At 55.8% G+C, this 16,420-nt stretch carries 14 protein-coding genes and 1 pseudogene; 10 read left to right on the top strand and 5 right to left on the bottom strand.

Annotation, left to right across the window (positions count from 1 at the left end; genetic code table 11):
- The gene (locus J7392_RS08875) at nt 1-900 is read left to right on the top strand and encodes a nucleotidyltransferase (protein ID WP_209217214.1); all 900 of its coding nucleotides are present in this window, start codon (nt 1-3) and stop codon (nt 898-900) included.
- Here J7392_RS08875 and J7392_RS08880 read toward each other — a convergent pair.
- Complete coding sequence (locus J7392_RS08880; RefSeq protein WP_209217215.1) at nt 897-1,358, bottom strand: hypothetical protein; 462 nt, start codon at nt 1,356-1,358, stop codon at nt 897-899. The genes J7392_RS08875 and J7392_RS08880 overlap by 4 nt on opposite strands.
- Here J7392_RS08880 and J7392_RS08885 point away from each other — a divergent pair.
- The 9 genes and pseudogenes from J7392_RS08885 to J7392_RS08925 all read left to right on the top strand — a co-directional run bounded on the left by J7392_RS08885 (nt 1,357) and on the right by J7392_RS08925 (nt 8,878).
- On the top strand, nt 1,357-1,977 hold the full coding sequence (locus J7392_RS08885) for a hypothetical protein (RefSeq protein ID WP_247744513.1): 621 nt from the start codon (nt 1,357-1,359) through the stop codon (nt 1,975-1,977). The genes J7392_RS08880 and J7392_RS08885 overlap by 2 nt on opposite strands.
- 88 nt (nt 1,978-2,065) lie before the next feature.
- A pseudogene (locus J7392_RS08890) lies at nt 2,066-2,185 on the top strand (helix-turn-helix domain-containing protein); the annotation flags it as partial.
- 56 nt (nt 2,186-2,241) lie between these two features.
- Nucleotides 2,242-2,637, top strand: coding sequence for a transposase (locus tag J7392_RS08895; RefSeq protein WP_209217217.1), 396 nt, complete (start codon nt 2,242-2,244; stop codon nt 2,635-2,637).
- Nucleotides 2,634-2,984, top strand: a complete 351-nt coding sequence (tnpB, locus tag J7392_RS08900) for an IS66 family insertion sequence element accessory protein TnpB (protein WP_009827084.1) — start codon at nt 2,634-2,636, stop codon at nt 2,982-2,984. The genes J7392_RS08895 and tnpB overlap by 4 nt, the downstream gene beginning before the upstream one ends.
- 59 nt (nt 2,985-3,043) lie before the next feature.
- The gene (locus tag J7392_RS08905; RefSeq protein WP_209217218.1) at nt 3,044-4,684 is read left to right on the top strand and encodes an IS66 family transposase; all 1,641 of its coding nucleotides are present in this window, start codon (nt 3,044-3,046) and stop codon (nt 4,682-4,684) included.
- Nucleotides 4,681-5,283: a plasmid pRiA4b ORF-3 family protein gene (locus J7392_RS08910; RefSeq protein ID WP_209217219.1), complete on the top strand. Its 603-nt coding sequence runs from the start codon at nt 4,681-4,683 to the stop codon at nt 5,281-5,283. The genes J7392_RS08905 and J7392_RS08910 overlap by 4 nt, the downstream gene beginning before the upstream one ends.
- A 3-nt stretch (nt 5,284-5,286) precedes the next feature.
- Nucleotides 5,287-6,753, top strand: a complete 1,467-nt coding sequence (gene istA / locus J7392_RS08915) for an IS21 family transposase (RefSeq protein WP_209217303.1) — start codon at nt 5,287-5,289, stop codon at nt 6,751-6,753.
- On the top strand, nt 6,743-7,522 hold the full coding sequence (gene istB, locus J7392_RS08920) for an IS21-like element helper ATPase IstB (protein WP_209217220.1): 780 nt from the start codon (nt 6,743-6,745) through the stop codon (nt 7,520-7,522). The genes istA and istB overlap by 11 nt, the downstream gene beginning before the upstream one ends.
- A 933-nt stretch (nt 7,523-8,455) precedes the next feature.
- A complete protein-coding gene (locus tag J7392_RS08925) occupies nt 8,456-8,878 on the top strand; it encodes a hypothetical protein (RefSeq protein WP_209217221.1) in 423 nt (140 codons plus the stop codon).
- A 270-nt stretch (nt 8,879-9,148) separates the two neighbouring features.
- On the opposite strand, the gene J7392_RS08930 is transcribed toward J7392_RS08925, so the two are convergent.
- From J7392_RS08930 to J7392_RS08945, 4 genes are read right to left on the bottom strand one after another with little or no spacing between them, the layout of a single operon-like run.
- Nucleotides 9,149-12,148 carry a type I restriction endonuclease gene (locus tag J7392_RS08930; RefSeq protein WP_209217222.1) on the bottom strand — a complete coding sequence of 1,000 codons (3,000 nt, stop codon included), beginning with the start codon at nt 12,146-12,148 and terminating at the stop codon, nt 9,149-9,151.
- Nucleotides 12,145-13,053, bottom strand: coding sequence for an HNH endonuclease (locus J7392_RS08935; RefSeq protein ID WP_209217223.1), 909 nt, complete (start codon nt 13,051-13,053; stop codon nt 12,145-12,147). Before J7392_RS08935 ends, J7392_RS08930 begins: the two co-directional genes overlap by 4 nt.
- Nucleotides 13,050-14,330: a restriction endonuclease subunit S gene (locus J7392_RS08940; protein WP_209217224.1), complete on the bottom strand. Its 1,281-nt coding sequence runs from the start codon at nt 14,328-14,330 to the stop codon at nt 13,050-13,052. The genes J7392_RS08935 and J7392_RS08940 overlap by 4 nt, the downstream gene beginning before the upstream one ends.
- Nucleotides 14,327-16,345, bottom strand: coding sequence for a class I SAM-dependent DNA methyltransferase (locus J7392_RS08945; RefSeq protein ID WP_209217225.1), 2,019 nt, complete (start codon nt 16,343-16,345; stop codon nt 14,327-14,329). The genes J7392_RS08940 and J7392_RS08945 overlap by 4 nt, the downstream gene beginning before the upstream one ends.
- Nucleotides 16,346-16,420: the final 75 nt, after the last annotated feature.

Consider the following 16,420-nt stretch of genomic DNA (forward strand, 5'->3'; position numbering starts at 1 on the left):
ATGGCAATTACTGAGAACCAACTTGATACGTGGTCCCATGTTGGGTCCCAGCAGCAGTCCGCTGCAACTTACCAAGCGATACGCTCCGTCCTGGAGCATCGTGACGCCCCGTATGCCGGTCGGGATTTTGAGATTTTTCTCCAGGGTTCATATGGAAATGACACGAATGTTCGAGGTTCGGAGAGCGATGTAGACGTGGTGATCTGCCTGACGGACGTGTTCAATAGCGACATATCCGGTCTCGATCCGGCGGATAAACAAGCCTATGAAGCAAACCGCTCGCCCGCGAGCTATGGATTTTCGGAATTTAAGGCTGAAGTGTTAGCTTGGCTGGGGGCGAACTTTGGGAGCGGCGTGACGCCTGGAAGGAAGGCAATAGCTGTTCCGGGAGAAGGAAATCGCCGTGATGCAGATGTCCTGGCGTGTATTGAACATCACCGCTACACCTCTTACCGAACCCCTTTGAACAATAGGTATCATGTGGGGGTTAACTTCTTTTCCAGCGACGGCGATCGGATTGTTAACTTTCCGAAGCAGCATAAGAAGAATTGCACCTCCAAGCATCAGGCCACCAACGGCCGCTTCAAGTCAAACGTTCGGGTATTGAAGAACCTGCGCAACGCTATGGTCAACGACGGCTATCTAAAGAAGGGTATCGCGCCATCATACTTCTTGGAAGGAATGCTCTGGAACGTACCAAACCAGAATTTCGTAGCAGGGTACCAACAGAGCTTTGAGAACTACATATGTTGGCTTGAACGCTGCAACGTAAGCGACCTCTCCTGTGCGAACGATCTCCATTGGCTCATCCGAGAGAACTCGAACATATGCTGGAGTTTGCAAGGCTTTCAGACATTCCTCACGGCTGCACGGCAGTATTGGAATAGCTCTGGTCGCTAAGCTTGGCTCTGAGGAATCGCCTTCAAGTTTGCAGCTTGACCATCGACGAAGAAGACAACTTTTTCTGGCGATAGAATGCAGCAGGCATCAACGGTCGTAGACATCGAAAGTGCGAGGGTGCTGTTATATGCCGAACCCATGTTCGGCTCAGAAAACACCGGCTTATGTTGGCTAACGATGCGCATAGACCATGCAGACAGATAGTATACTTCATCTTGTCGGCTTCGTTGAAACAGTATCGCTCCATCATGGATGCTTGAGTTCACTTTGAGGGCATCCTCTAAGTCTTGCACTAAAGCCTTGCCAAACTGCTGCCCGATCTCTGGCGCTGGATCTCTGGGCATGGGTATACAATCTACGTCTGAAAGTTGGCCAGTTGCGAAGACCAGAATCGTTGGGTGGAACGGTCCACCGTTTTGATGTATCCGAAGCAAGGTTCGTTTTAGTTTCTCAAACATGGGTAACGCATTGCTGAATAGGACGACAGTTTCAATACTTCTTATCATCGCCATCGTAGTTTGGGGAGGGTTCCTATGGGTGCTTGGTATCGAGCTGACATGGGATCATGTGCAACCTTACTCCTTCACCCTGGCGGCAATCACTACGTGTTTATGGCTGTTCGATCGGTACATTTGGAGAATTAGGCCTGTATGCAAATTAGTTCGGCGTCCGGACTTAAACGGAACTTGGCGGGTTTCTCTACAATCTTCTTACAAGGTTCCAGGTTTGGATGAACCTGTTGCCGCAGTCGGCGGCTTTGCGGTCATTCGACAGACATTCAGTTCTATGTCGATCAGGTTAATGACAGAACATGCCGAGTCGTTCTTAGTTGCGTCAAGCTTTGACATTCACGCTGACGGTACAACCTTCGTCTATGGTGCCTATCAAAGTGACCCAATTATCCACCTAAGATCCGGTATCAGTGAAATTCACTACGGGAGTTTCCGGTACAAAGTAATTGGCCGACCGCCAGGCCAACTCAGTGGCCACTATTGGACTGACCGCAACACGAATGGTTCAATTTCGCTTTCCGATCGCAAGAACGCTTTGTTCGACAGCTATGTTGATTGTCACTGAGAGCTGACCCGGTAGCCCCATAAATTGTCACTGAGAATTGACCCATGTGAACACACTGCCCCGACGGTTTTGGTTGGGGGGATTTGGAGTGATCGACATGGGATTTTTGAGTGTCATCAGACGCTGGGCATTGCGTGACAAAATGCCGATACGCGAGATCGCCCGGCGGACGGGTTTGTCTCGAAATACGATCAGGAAGTATCGTAAACCTCCGCCGAGGGCCGTCTGGCTGCTGAGCTGTGAGATCGTTTATCGAGTGTCCTTATGGACGCACACGAAGACACCCCCCGCATTCAAGTTTTGTCAGTCTCTGATACCGGCCGCCGCCGGCGTTGGTCTGATGACGAAAAAATCCGTATCGTTGAGGAAAGCTTTGGCGACGGCGTGACAGTGGCGGAGGTAGCACGACGCCATGAGGTATCGCGGTCTCAGCTTTATGATTGGCGTTATCGCCATAAGAATGGATTGCTTGGTTCTGGCCCGCAATTTTTGCGCGTTATGAAGATCGAAGATGCTTCTGATGGGTCTGACACTGCGCCAGCGCCCCAAGCTCCTGTCATGACTATTGATCTTGGCCCGCGGTGTCGTGTGGCGATCCCGTCAGGTTTTGACATGGAAGCTGCTGCGCAGCTGCTTAACGGCTTGATGGTGCGGTCATGATCGCGTTTCCGGCTGGAACGAAGGTGTGGATTGCAGGTGGTGTGACGGATATGCGCCGAGGCATGAATACTTTGGCGCTGACAGTGCAACAGGGGCTTGGGCGTGATCCGCATGCGGGCGAGATCTTTTGCTTCAGAGGTCGAAAGGGTGACCTGGTGAAGCTGCTCTGGCATGACGGGGTGGGCATGTCGTTATATTTGAAGCGTCTTGAGGCGGGGAAGTTCATCTGGCCGGTGAGCCAAGACGGGACGGCTGTTGCGATATCTGCGGCGCAGTTGGGCTATCTTCTTGAGGGGATCGATTGGCGCAATCCACGCTGGACGCAAAGGCCCAACGCGGCTGGATAATTTGTGTTGAAGCGCCTGTTTTTATTGGTATTTAGCGGCTTCTGTGGTAAATATTTGCCATGTCCGACGCCGCTTCCGAAATTGCCAGATTAAGCGCTGCACTTGCCGCGCAGACCGCCCGTGCGCAGGCTGCGGAAACCGAATTGGCGCAGGCTCGCGCTCTGGCCTCCTGCACAGACGCAATGATCCAAGAATTGAAGCTGGAGATCGCCAAGCTTCGGCGTGACAAATATGGCATCACCTCCGAGCGTCGCACGCGGCTGATTGATCAGCTGGAATTGCAGCTTGAGGAATTGGAAGCGGCCGCAACCGAGGATGCGCTGGCAGCTGAGCATGCTGCGGACAAGGCGAACGCCGTGCGTGTCTTCACGCGACGCAAGCCCGTGCGCAAACCGTTCCCCGATCATTTGCCTCGCGAGCGGGTCGTCGTCGAAGCACCTGCCGCCTGCACCTGCTGTGGCTCGGACCGGATCGTAAAGATGGGTGAAGATGTCACCGAGACGCTGGAGGTGATCCCCCGCCAGTGGAAGGTGATCCAAACGGTCCGCGAGAAGTTCACTTGCCGAGCTTGCGAGAAGATCAGCCAACCGCCGGCCCCGTTCCACGCCATTCCGCGCGGTTGGGCAGGGCCGCAACTGATCGCGATGATCGCCTTCGACAAGTATGGACAACATCAACCTTTGAACCGGCAATCCGAGCGCATTGCACGGGAGGGGATTGATCTGAGCCTGTCCACCTTGGCTGATCTGATCGGCCATACCTGTGTGGCGCTGACCCCCATTCATGCGTTAATCGCGCGCCACGTGCTGGATGCTGGCCGTTTGCATGGTGACGATACCACCGTGCCGCTACTGGCGCGTGGTGGCGCAAAAACGGCGCGACTGTGGACCTATGTGCGCGACGATCGACCGTGGGGTGGGGGTGCGCCACCTGCCGCACTCTTCCACTTCTCAACAGATCGCCGGAAAGAACACCCGACACGGCATCTGGCCGAATGGCACGGTGTTCTTCAGTCGGACGTCTATGGCGGCTACAATGATTTGTATCTCGCAGATCGTAGCCCGGGCCCGGTCCGTAGTGCGCTGTGTTGGAGCCACGCAAGACGCAAGTTCTTTGAACTGGCCGACATCAAGGCCATAGCCCGCAAGGGTAAAAAGGTAGCAAAAGAAATCTCGCCCATCGCGCTGGACGCTGTGACGCGGATCGATGCGATCTTTGCGGCCGAGCGTAACATCACCGGCCTGTCAGATGCAGCGCGTCGTGAAGCTCGCCAGCAGTGGGTAGCGCCGATGGTCAATGATCTGCATGATTGGATGCTGGCCGAGCGGGCCCGGATGTCAAAGCACAACCCAGTTGCCAAGGCGATGAACTACATGCTCGAGGGGACAGGTCGCTGGGAAGCCTTCACCGCATTTCTTGACGACGGGCGCCTCTGCCTTACGAACAATGCCGCCGAACGGGCGCTCAGAGGGATCGCATTGGGCAGAAAGTCATGGCTTTTTGCAGGGTCTGAACGCGGTGGCGACAGGGCAGCCTTCATGTATACCCTCATTGTCACAGCAAAGATGAACGACATCGACCCGCAGGTATGGATGGCAGACGTATTGGCACGGCTGCCCGATATGCCTGTGTCACGCTTACCAGAACTGTTGCCCTGGAATTGGAAGGCCGCCATGGAATTGAAGAGGATTGCTGCATGACGCTGGTCGCGCGCATCAAGGTCACATTGTCCGATGTCGAGCCTCAGGTGCTTCGACGCTTTGATGTGCCCCTCATGATCAAGCTGAACCGCCTGCATGATGTGATCCAGGCTGCCATGGGATGGACTGACAGTCACTTGTATGAGTTCAGAGCCGGTGGCAGCGGCTGGGGCGTGCCAGACCCAGATGGTTTTTACGATGGCCCGATGCCCGCCAGCAAAACCAGCCTGCTTGACGTGATCGAAGATGTGGGAACCAAGACCATCCATTACATCTATGACTTTGGCGACAACTGGCACCACGTGATCAAGATCGAGAAAATCGATGGATCTATCGCGGGCGCCGCATATCCACGCCTGGTCAGGGCTATCGGTGCTTGCCCTCCGGAGGATGTGGGTGGCTTCTCCGGCTACGCTGACTTCCTCGATGCCATAGCCGACCCCAAGCACGAAGAACACAGCCAGATGCTGGAATGGTATGGGGGGCAGTTCGACCCGGATGAGGCAGAGATCGGCCGCATCCTCGATAACTTCGAGCGTCTTGCAAAGAAATGGGCCCCGAAACCGCGCAAACCAAAAGCCGCACCCAAACGCCTCTGATCAATACGGCGCGCCCACGGCCTTCGCCGAATGCTTACGAAGTATCTGCGCGAAGGCGCGGTAGAGCCACAGTTCAAGACGCCCAAGCGTCCAAGCAGGCTGGATCCCTACGCGGATCGGCTATCAGCCTGGCTTCTGATCCAGACGCGGAAGTCGCGCAAGGAGCGGCGTACGATCAAGCAAATGCACGCTGATCTTGTGAAGTTAGGCTACGATGGTTCCTATGAACGCGTTGCCGCTTTTGCTCGGGCTTGGCGTGAAGATCGGCATCAAGCGGAGCAGACGACGGGGCGCGGCACCTACGTGCCTTTGGTGTTCGCGCCCGGCGAAGCCTTCCAATTCGATTGGAGCGAGGACTGGGCCAACATCGGCGGTGAGCGCGTCAAACTTCAGGTTGCGCATATCAAACTGTCACACAGCCGCGCCTTCTTGGTGCGGGCCTACCCGCTGCAAACGCACGAGATGCTGTTTGACGCCCACTGGCATGCATTCCGCGTGTTCGGCGGTGTGCCTGGTCGCGGGATCTATGACAATATGAAGACCGCCGTTGATCGTGTGGGCAAAGGCAAGCAGCGGGATGTCAATGCACGCTTCAAGGCTATGGCCAGCCACTACGTATTTGAGCCCGAGTTCTGCAATCCGGCAGCCGGTTGGGAGAAAGGCCAGGTTGAGAAGAACGTGCAGGATGCGCGCAACCGCATGTGGCAGGTCATGCCGGTCTGCGCCGATCTGGCAGAGCTGAACCAATGGCTTGAAGACCGCTGTATCGCCCTTTGGACAGAGACACCGCACAAGGCATTGCCGGGGTCCATCGCTGACGTGTGGGAGGCCGAGAAGCCAACGCTGATGGCACTGCCGCCGGCATTCGATGGCTTTATCGAACACAGTAAGCGTGTGTCACCCACTTGCCTGATCACGTTCGAACGCAATCGCTACAGCGTTCCCGCCAGCTTTGCGAACCGCCGTGTCAGTTTGCATGTCTATCCCGAACGGCTGGTCGTGGTCGCTGAAGGGCAAGCGGTTTGCAAGCATGCGCGGATCATCGAGCGATCTCATCGCAAGCCCGGCAAGGTCATCTATGATTGGCGCCACTATCTCGCTGTTATCCAACGCAAACCGGGCGCACTTCGGAATGGCGCGCCGTTCACGGAGATGCCGGATGCCTTCCGTCAATTGCAGGATCACATGCTGCGTAAAGAAGGCGGTGACCGAGAGATGGTCGACATTCTGTCTTTGGTTCTTCAGCACAACGAAGAGGACGTTTTGCGTGCAGTGGAACTGGCACTTGAAGCAGGCGTCCCCACCAAGACGCACATCCTGAACCTGTTGCATCGATTGATCGACCGCAGACCGACAGATCACCCAGAGGTCGATCCGCCGGACGCACTGGCACTGCAGACAACGCCAGAGGCCAACGTCGGTCGCTATGACGGGTTGCGAAAGACTGAGGAGAAGCGCCATGCGTCATGACCCAGCAGGAGCCTCTATCGTCATCATGCTGCGCAGTCTCAAGCTATACGGCATGGCAAATGCGATTGAAGACTTGGTCGCCCAGGGCGCGCCAGCGTTCGAAGCTGCCACACCAATGCTGTCACAGCTGCTCAAGGCCGAGATCGCCGAACGCGAGGTGCGGTCCATCGCCTACCACACGAAGGTTGCCCGCTTCCCCGCATACAAGGATCTGACGGGCTTCGACTTTGCATCGAGTGAGATCAACGAAGCGACAGTGCGGCAGCTACACCGATGCGAGTTTATCGAAGCGGCCGAGAATGTTGTTTTGATCGGCGGTCCCGGAACGGGCAAGAGCCATACAGCCACGGCAATCGGCGTCCAAGCCATCGAACATCACCGGCGTAAGGTGCGCTTCTTCTCGACCGTGGAATTGGTCAACGCGCTGGAACAGGAGAAGGCACTTGGTAAAGCAGGGAAGCTGGCCGAGATGCTGACGAAGGTCGACTTGGTCATCTTGGACGAACTCGGCTACCTGCCGTTCAGTTCAACGGGCGGGGCGCTGCTCTTCCATCTGCTCAGCAAGCTCTACGAGCGCACCAGCGTCATCATAACCACAAACCTCAGCTTCTCAGAATGGGCACAGGTCTTCGGGGATGCAAAGATGACAACCGCACTCCTCGATAGGCTGACCCACCGCTGCCACATCCTCGAAACCGGAAACGACAGCTACCGCTTCAAGGCCAGCGCTGAGGCTGCAAAGAAAACACGAAAGGAGCCAAAACATTGACCGCGTCATAAACCACGACGCATAACTGAGGGTGGGTCAAATCTCGGTGAAAATACCGGGTCAGCTCTCAGTGACAATCAACACGACAGCTACACCGAAGCACAGGCCTCTTGGGATGCTAACTAACTTTGTTTTGCCAAGAATATTGCAGCTCACCTCCCGGCTACTAATGTCCGCTTTGAAAGAAAGCCACTTTTTCACTCTGGACTGCAGCGAATGTTCGGTTCCCGCCCATTGTGTTGAAAAACTATTTGCTGCAACTGCAAATTTCTAAAAAATGGGAAGCTGTTCTCCGACAAGCTACTTGCGCCCCGAGGTGCCGCCGAAACTCCCATAGTTTGGAATTTTTTTCTGCCGAATTTGGCTTCAGCGCGCTGTAGGAGAGTTTTTCAACACAATCCGCCCTTCTGTCAAAGACCCTCGCAACCGCAGAGCAAACTGATTGGCCGCACCGAACGCGTGGCGCCTGGCCAGGAAACTTCTCGAAAGTATTTTCGGCTCCTCAATCTGTCTCATAGATGTCCGACACGCCGCATCCCTTCCCCGCTCTGTACTTTTGCTCCAGGTTAAAGATCTGAATGAACAGGATTTTGGTTGGATAGCATGTTTAGGAATATATTAGCATCTATAATCAGGGCGTTTAGTGCCACTCTTGGAACAGTCCGCGTAATTCTGATCTTGCTCTTTCTCGGGTTTTTCGTTGCCAGTCACACAATCACAGCTCTGGCTGCTATAACAAGCACTGCAATTTCAGCGGTAGCAGGGACGGCATCTACCGTTCTGGGCCGTTCAAACGCCAAGACCGTAGATCTCGCTTCTGATAATGCGCAGCTAAGGAAGGACCTCGATCGAGAGAGGCGCCGCGCCTCCAGTCACGTCGCGGAGAATGCGCGCCTTCGAAAAGCTGCCGCTGTAAATTTTCGAGGGAAATCAATGACAGTTAAACAGGCTACACAATCAGTCATAGACCGCACTATGATGCGAACGACGCGATCAACCCTCGCGAACGTATCCAGCATCCCAGGAGAAAGCCTGCCATTCTTTGGCATTGCGATTGTCCTTGCAGCAACAACATATGAGCTCAAGACTGCGTGCGATAACATGGTTGATCTCTACGACCTCCAAGTCGCCCTTGATCCTGACACTGCTCGCTCCGATGACAGAAATGCCGTCTGCGCCTTGGAGGTTCCGACACAACAGGAGGTTTGGAGCGGTATTAAAAAATCACCTAAAGAAGCGTGGGAGGGAAGCATCTCCACACTCGAGAGTATCGCTGGCAGAATGAAAAAGATCGAAACGCCCGACTTCGGTGGGGCATGGCACCGCTTTGCCAGTTGGATTGGGGATCGGCTATAAAGGTCGCCGTGGGCACGGTTCCTGCAAGCCGAAAAACCTGAACAGAGCGAACTAAAGAACGCGGAATCAAATGGGAGCAGGTAAATAAGTTAGATGGCCACGCGAATGTATCCACTGTCAGTTGAGAACCCCGACGAAGACGAACATCTACAGGACTTGCGGTTTTAACCGACGCCGCGCCGGTCTAAGTACTCGACAGCACGGAAGCAACTAGCGCTAGAGCATTGTGCCAGCCTTGGGACCGGTACGCGCTCCCAGGGCGTTACTCTTTTACGCCGCTTTACCAGCTCCACGAACCGCCCGCTGGAACATCAACCCCATAAGCATATCCCGTGCCTCCTGATCCTGCATAAAGGCATTACGCATCGCGTTGTCGCGCTGGAAAGCCCGGATTGCACGGCGCATGAATTCTGCATCGAACCGGGGTCGCACATCACGTGGGTCGTTGTTCCGCAGCATCTCTGCCCAGACGTCATCATCGAGAATGTCATTATTCACGGCCTCGAAACGGATATAATCTTCCTCAGAAAACTCAGTGCCATGGCGTGCGTTGAAAGACGTAATGATTTCGGTGAGGGTTTTGGACTCCTCCTCGGTGTAGGGGTTGGCGCCGAAACGGTCGATTGGGGTCAGGTCTTGATGGTCATCCTTACCCAGAGAGGCATTCTGTTCATCACCTTCCTTCTGAAGACGGAAGGCGGCCATTTCGAGCATGTCGTCGGTGACATCTTCACCCTGAGGCGCCTGACGGGACGGAAGAACCTTCTTTAACCATGACCCATAGAGGTGCAGTTTTTCGAGATCGGTGTCCGCCAAGTCGACCACCTGGGCGATAAAGGAGTAGAAGCGCAGGAAGGAAGCAAGCACCTGCCGGAATTCTTCCTGGTCGTCCTCATTCAAGTTCAAATCGAACCGTGGCACCACTTGGCGGACGATCCCTTCGAGAACGGGGCGCTCATCGGCTCGTTTCTTAGCCTCCATGAAGCGGGTGACAAAGCGGTTAATCTCTGCCTCATCAAGAATACCAAATGCTTTGAGGCGAGCCTCCAGATTGTAGACTTGGTTAGGGTCCGAGATATCCTCGAGCCGGGTCACGTTGTAGTAAGGTTTGAAGGAGTCCCGGATTTCTTCGACCGTGTTGCGGAAGTCGAGAATGAAGGTGCGCTCCTTGCTGGGGTAAGTACGGTTCAGTCGTGCCAGGGTCTGAACAGCTTGCAACCCACTCAACCTGCGGTCGATATACATGGCCACCAGCTTTGGTTGGTCAAAGCCGGTCTGGTATTTTTCTGCCACTACCAGGACATTGTAGCTGTCGCCATCGAACTGCCGTGGCAGCTCTGTTTCAGCGAAGCCATTCATGCCGGGTTCTGTATAGGGCTGGCCGTCGATCGTGATCTCCCCGGAGAAGGCCACCAGGGAGGTTACATCCGTATAGCCGTTGTCGGTGATGTATTTCATGATCGCCTGATGCGTCTTGATCGCATGTTCCCGGCTCGAGGTGACAACCATGGCTTTGGCATTTCCATGAAGCTCAGGGAGCGCATGACGCCGGAAATGCTCGACAATCACCTCGGCTTTCTGGATCATCGCCGTCTCATGAAAATCGATGAAGCGGGCTACTTTGCGGGATGATTTCCGCTCAAGGAGCTTAGGATCATCATCGATTGCCTTCTCGAGCTTCGCGTAGGACTTGTAGGTTTGATAGTTGCACAGCACGTCGAGAATAAAATGCTCTTCGACAGCTTGGCGCATCGAGTAGAGATGAAAGGGCTCTGGGCCTCTTTCTCCCATACGCCCGAAGCGCTCCATGGTGACGTTCTTCGGTGTTGCGGTGAAGGCCAGGTATGACAGGTTGGCTTGAGGGCCCCGCAGGCGTTGTAACTCAAGAAGCCCCCGCTCTGTGGCATCGAGCTCCTTTTCATCATTTGTCAAACCTCCGTCTGAGAGAACGCGGGCCATGCTGTCGGCATGTTTGCCGGACTGAGAACTATGTGCTTCATCGATAATGATCGCGAAACGCTTATGGTCCTCGTTCTTCAGAACCGTAAGCTGGTCAGTCGAGAATTTATGGATGGTCGAAATGATAATCTTGGCGCCATCTTGAATCGCCTTCTTTAGCTGCCGTGAAGTGCCATCGATTGGGACAACATAGCCCTCAGTCTGAGCAAAGGACTTGATGGTTTGCTGCAGCTGACGATCAAGAACGACACGGTCTGTGACAACGATGATTGTATCAAACACCGCTTGGTCATGATCATCATGCAATGTCGCCAAATGATGTGCCGCCCAGGCGATCGTGTTGGACTTGCCGGAGCCTGCAGAGTGCTGGAAGAGATAGTTCTGCCCGGCGCCATTTGCCTTGGCATCTTGGATCAGCATGCGGACAGCATCAAGTTGTTGGAAGCGCGGCCAGATCGTGGTCCGTTTCACCTTGCCGCCGGGCTGCTCGACCTCATCTACAAGGACGAAGCGGTGCAGGATCCCAAGAAGGACCTCGCGAGAAAAGACAGCCTTTCGGGCGCCAATGTCCCGATAGAGATAGGCGATGCGGAACTCATCCTCGACATCCGGGTTGCCGGCGCCGCCATCGCGGCCGCGGTTGAAGGGCAGAAAGCGGGTCTTGCCGTTGTTGAGCTGTGTCGTCATCGAGACGTTGTCCTGATCCAGCGCGAAATGCACCAAGGCGCCGCGCTTGAAGGTCAGGAGGGGTTCGCCATTCGGCGCGCGGTCCTTGCGGTACTGCTTTTCAGCCGTCTGATAGGTTGACCCGGTCAGGGTGTTCTTCAACTCCAGCGTGGCAAAGGGGATGCCGTTGACAAAGAGCACCACGTCGATGGCGTTCTCGGAACGCAGGGAGTAACGGACCTGCCGCATCACACCGAGGATATTGCCCTCGTAGGCCCGCAGGGTGGCCGGGTTCAGGCCGGAGGCGGGCTTGAAGGTGCAGAGCGTGATCTTGATGCCAGGCACGATGGTGATGCCCTGGCGCAGCACCTCGAGGGTGCCCACGGACTTGAGGCGCGCCTCGACTTGGCGGGTCAGGGTCTCGCGCTCCTTTCCGGGGTACTGGTCGCAGAGCTTCTTCCAGGCGTCGGGCTGTGTTGTGCGGACGTATTCCTCGATCATTTCGGGGTCGAGGGCGGTCTTGCGGTCGAAAGCCGTGTAGGGACGTTCCCGCCAGCCCTGGCGCGTGACCAATTGGTCGACGAGGTGGAGCTCGACGGCTTCTTCGGTGTGGAGCTTCTCGCGGGAAATGGCTGGGCTGGTCATGTGGATACCGTTTCGCAAAATTGCTTGTAGTGAAATCTGAGTGCGGATGCGGCCAACTTGTGGTCGACGAATTTCCCCCGCAGCTCCTCGTAAGGCGAGCCGTCGAGTTGGGCGGACACCAGGATCGTGCCACTGTCAGGCTCTATGCTCAGCAGAAACAGGTCGAACAGGGCATGTATGTCACGCCGCAAGAGAAGGTTGTTCTCGGAGCGTTCGAATTCTGCTGCACCGGTGTGCGGGATCACGTGGGCCGCCTCGAGGACCGCTTCGACGCCCGTTCCGGTGAAGGCGCATTTTCCACCATGGCGTTCCAGAGACTGCCGCCGGAATTCGGCCTGTCCGGGGCGGGGCTTGATCCAGGACTGCTTTCGTCGGGGAAGCTCGGCTTCGATATCGTCAAGGTTCCGCTCGATAGCCTCACCAATAGGGTCCTCCTGATCTGTTTCCTGGAGGCCACCTGACACGGCGATCAGGTCGTCCAGCACCTCAGTATCGGTATCGGAAAGGCTCCAGATGCGTTCTGGGCGATATGCTTTCACCGCAGCGATGATTTTTGCCGAGGGCGCGTGGGCATATGCACGATCAAAGGAAGCCGGATTTTTCAGGAGTTCCAAGCCGGAGGTGGCCAGGAGATAGCTGTCACTTGCTTCGCTGACATCTTCAACCCGCGCGATGCCGGTCAGTCCATGCCCGCGGGTCTTGGTGCCACTCTCGATGACCCAGATGTAAACGCGATCACCGACCTTTGGCGGGCCTGCCTTCGTCCCGTCTGCTCGCGTGGAGGCAGCGCTCTTGACCAGCTTGGCTGAGAACACCCCGGAGGCCCAGTCATCCTGATTTGCAGGAACATTGATCCCACCAGGGCAGCGCGTGTCGCCGTTGATGCGCAGCAGGAAATCACTCATGCCTGCATCTCCTCTTCGATACGGTCGAGCGTTTCCGAAGTAGTGCCTGCCTTGCCGTAGGTGTCTACGTCGATCTGGCCGGTGACGGCGGCGGTGATCAGGGCGGCGCGGTATTCGCGGAGACGGTCGATGGACGTGCGCACCTTGTCGGTCAGAGCCTCGGTGCGGTTCTGCTCGGCAAAGAACTTCACGGCAGCTTCGTCCTGAACCGAAAGGGAGGGGGCCCACAGCCGATACGAACCGAGGGTTTCGCGGTTGATCTTAGGCATCGCGACGCGCATGGATTCCAGCGTCGCCCAATCGGTGAACTTAGCCGAAAGCAGCTGCATCAGCAGGAACTGAGGGCGAAGACGACGGTCCGGAAGAACCGGATACATATCGGCGCTGCACATGCCTTCCACAGGCGAAACGCACGCCTTTGCCAGATTGGGGCGGATCTTGCTGTAGAGGACTGTGCCCGCGGGGAACGCATATTTTCCGCTGATCGCGCCCTGGTCTGCGGCGCTCTCGGTGCCGAGCAGGCGCCCGGTCTTCGACTCGATATGGTTCGGCGCAATCAGGGGTTTGGCCGCCCAATCCGGATGGGTCGGGTCGACTTGGCCTTCGGTAATGCGGCAAACCCAACGGAATGGGATCAGCTCCTCGTGGATATGCTCCGCTGGCGTCACAAGGCGTTCCAGCTCCGAAAGAAGGCTCTCCTTCAGAACCTCCACCAACCGCTCCTTCTTCGCAATCAGCTCATCAACCCGCGCGGTCTCGCGGTCGAGGAAGGCGGCGATCCGTTTTTGGGTGGGGAGATCTGGGATGGACAGGCGGATGCGGCCCAGAGCACTCCTACTGATCCGCTGCATGGTTGTCCCACGCGCAAGATTGCTCGCACTTTCAAGGTGCTCCGGCGTAGAAAGCAGGAACACAAGATATCGGCGATCAAAGTCATCAGAGGGCCGGACAATCACGTTATCCACCGACGTGACCAGGCGCTGCTTCAAGTCCGGGACGATACACGCACGCCCAACAGGAAGATTGAGGCGAGACACCAGAATGTCGCCTGGGTACACTTCAGTGCAGCGAAGCTTTGAGAACGTCTCTTCGCTAATGTAGCCGGAGCCTTGTTCTTTATAGGTGCCTACGCCGACGTTTCCGGTCGTGAGGTATTTTATGCCGTGGTCTGAAAGATCTTTGCTCTCGATCCAGTCGCCGTCAATGAATACCCCACCTTTATTACGCCCCACGAAGGCCAAAGGAAGAGCCTCGAACCGGATGGAGGTTGCGTTCATGCCACCACCTCTTTCAGCAGCCCGGCAATCTCCGCTTCCAGTGCCTTCAGTTCGGCATCGATCTCCGCCAGCGGCCGCGGCGGCACATACTGGTAGAAATACCGGTTAAAGTTGATCTCGTAGCCCACACGGCCGACCTCACCATCGGAGGCATCCCGATGCGAGATGTCCACCCAGGCATCCGGCACAAAGGGTTCAACCTCGCGGGTAAAATAATCCCGCCAATCCTCCAGGAGCGGCACCAGCTCATGATCGCGCAGCTTTGGATCAGGTTCAGGATCACCATTCTTATCAAGGCAAATCTCTGCATCTTCATGGGTGTCACCAAGAATATCGAGGATCCCTTTCCTCAAAGGAGCCGGAATACTCTTCCCAAATGGTCTAAGCGCCTTGTTCAATACCGGAAGGAACTCAGCCCGATCCATCCATACGGATCCTTCAAGGGCACGCCTCAACCCGTCAAGAAGCATGTCGCCCGCCTCATTTAACTCAGCAAAGCGCCGGTGCTCAGAGATAAGCTGCAGCTTTTCCGGTGTTAACTCAAAGCGCAGACGCAGGGGACGCTCCACCCGGATCTCGCGATATCCAAAGTCCGTGGTATCGAAAGTCTTGGACACATCACCGTAGCCAGCGGCCCCGTTCAAGAACTCACCATAGATCCGCACGATCTCGGCACGGGCGTCATCTCCGATAGCGCGCCGCTTGGAGCCCAGGGACTTGCGCATGGACTGCCAGAACCGCTCGCCCGAAGCATCAATCAGCTGCACCTTGCCGCGGCGTTCTTCTGGCTTCCGGTTTGAAAGCATCCAGATGTATGTCTGGATGCCCGTGTTATAGAAGATGTCCGTCGGCAGGGCGATGATGGCTTCGACATAGTCTTTCTCCAACAACCAGCGTCTGATCTCGCTCTCCCCTGAGCCTGCACCGCCGGTGAAGAGCGGCGAGCCATTCATGACGATGCCCAGACGGGTGCCTTTCTCATCGTCCCGCATCTTTGACACCATGTGCTGGACAAAGAGCAGCTGGCCGTCCGAAATACGGGGTAAGCCCGCTCCAAAACGCCCCTCATCTCCCAGGATAGCAGCTTCATCCTTGATGGGGGTCGAGTATTTCTTCCAGTCAACGCCATAGGGCGGATTGGAGAGCATGTAATGGAACGTCTCGCCCTTGTGCGCATCCTCAGTCAAAGTATTGCCGGGAGCGATGCGGGAAGCATCGTGGCCTTTTACCATCATATCGGATTTGCAGATCGCGAAGGACTCGCCGTTCAACTCCTGACCAAAAAGATCAACGTTGAGTGAGGGGTTGAGCTCCTTCATGGCCTCTTCCGCAACTGACAGCATGCCACCGGTGCCGCATGCCGGGTCATAGACGCGGCGGATGATCCCCTTGCCCGATAAGGCTTCGTCATCATTGGCCAGAAGCAGGTCGACAAGCAGGCGAACAACTTCACGCGGAGTAAAGTGTTCACCGGCGGTCTCGTTAGAGATTTCCGAGAAACGGCGGATTAGCTCCTCGAAAAGGTACCCCATCTCGAGGTTGGACACTTTATCGGGATGGATCTGCAATTGGCTGAACTTATCGAAGACCTGCCAAAGGGAACCCTTCTCATCAAGGTCTTTCAGGATCTCGGTAAACTTGAACTTCTCAATGAAGATGTCACGTACGTTCGGACTGAAGCCGGTCAGGTAGTCCACCAGGTTGCTGCGCAACTGTCCTGTGTCCTGTGAGCGCAGGGTAGAGAAGGTGAAATGGCTGGTGTTGTAGATTTGCCCGCCAGCATCCGCGATCTCCGTCAGAATGGCCATGCGCATCTGCTCGTCCATTTCCTCAGGGAGTCCTGAGGCAGCCTCTAGGACCGCACTTTTTGTCTCCTCAAGAAGGCAGTCAAGACGCCGAAGGATCGTAAATGGAAGAACGATCTTGCCGTATTCTGATTGCTTGAAATCCCCTCGTAGGAGCTCCGCAATAGACCAGATGAATGACGCGTTGTTCTGGATGGTATCCTTACTCAAAGCCGGTCTCCTGAATTCTTGACATGCAATTCTGTGGTTCCTGTTACGGTATGAGGCTGGGTAATGAATTGGAAT

Source organism: Sulfitobacter sp. R18_1, assembly GCF_017743915.1.
GTDB classification, from domain to species: Bacteria; Pseudomonadota; Alphaproteobacteria; order Rhodobacterales; family Rhodobacteraceae; genus Sulfitobacter; species Sulfitobacter faviae.

What these genes read in the sequence shown, in the direction of transcription:
- J7392_RS08935 (WP_209217223.1), bottom strand. Translation starts at nt 13,053, where the DNA reads ATGAGTGATTTCCTGCTGCGCATCAACGGCGACACGCGCTGCCCTGGT.
- J7392_RS08875 (WP_209217214.1), top strand. Translation starts at nt 1, where the DNA reads ATGGCAATTACTGAGAACCAACTTGATACGTGGTCCCATGTTGGGTCC.
- J7392_RS08930 (WP_209217222.1), bottom strand. Translation starts at nt 12,148, where the DNA reads ATGACCAGCCCAGCCATTTCCCGCGAGAAGCTCCACACCGAAGAAGCC.
- J7392_RS08925 (WP_209217221.1), top strand. Translation starts at nt 8,456, where the DNA reads ATGACAGTTAAACAGGCTACACAATCAGTCATAGACCGCACTATGATG.
- J7392_RS08940 (WP_209217224.1), bottom strand. Translation starts at nt 14,330, where the DNA reads ATGAACGCAACCTCCATCCGGTTCGAGGCTCTTCCTTTGGCCTTCGTG.
- J7392_RS08880 (WP_209217215.1), bottom strand. Translation starts at nt 1,358, where the DNA reads ATGTTTGAGAAACTAAAACGAACCTTGCTTCGGATACATCAAAACGGT.
- J7392_RS08885 (WP_247744513.1), top strand. Translation starts at nt 1,357, where the DNA reads ATGGGTAACGCATTGCTGAATAGGACGACAGTTTCAATACTTCTTATC.
- J7392_RS08905 (WP_209217218.1), top strand. Translation starts at nt 3,044, where the DNA reads ATGTCCGACGCCGCTTCCGAAATTGCCAGATTAAGCGCTGCACTTGCC.
- J7392_RS08895 (WP_209217217.1), top strand. Translation starts at nt 2,242, where the DNA reads ATGGACGCACACGAAGACACCCCCCGCATTCAAGTTTTGTCAGTCTCT.
- J7392_RS08910 (WP_209217219.1), top strand. Translation starts at nt 4,681, where the DNA reads ATGACGCTGGTCGCGCGCATCAAGGTCACATTGTCCGATGTCGAGCCT.
- tnpB (WP_009827084.1), top strand. Translation starts at nt 2,634, where the DNA reads ATGATCGCGTTTCCGGCTGGAACGAAGGTGTGGATTGCAGGTGGTGTG.
- istB (WP_209217220.1), top strand. Translation starts at nt 6,743, where the DNA reads ATGCGTCATGACCCAGCAGGAGCCTCTATCGTCATCATGCTGCGCAGT.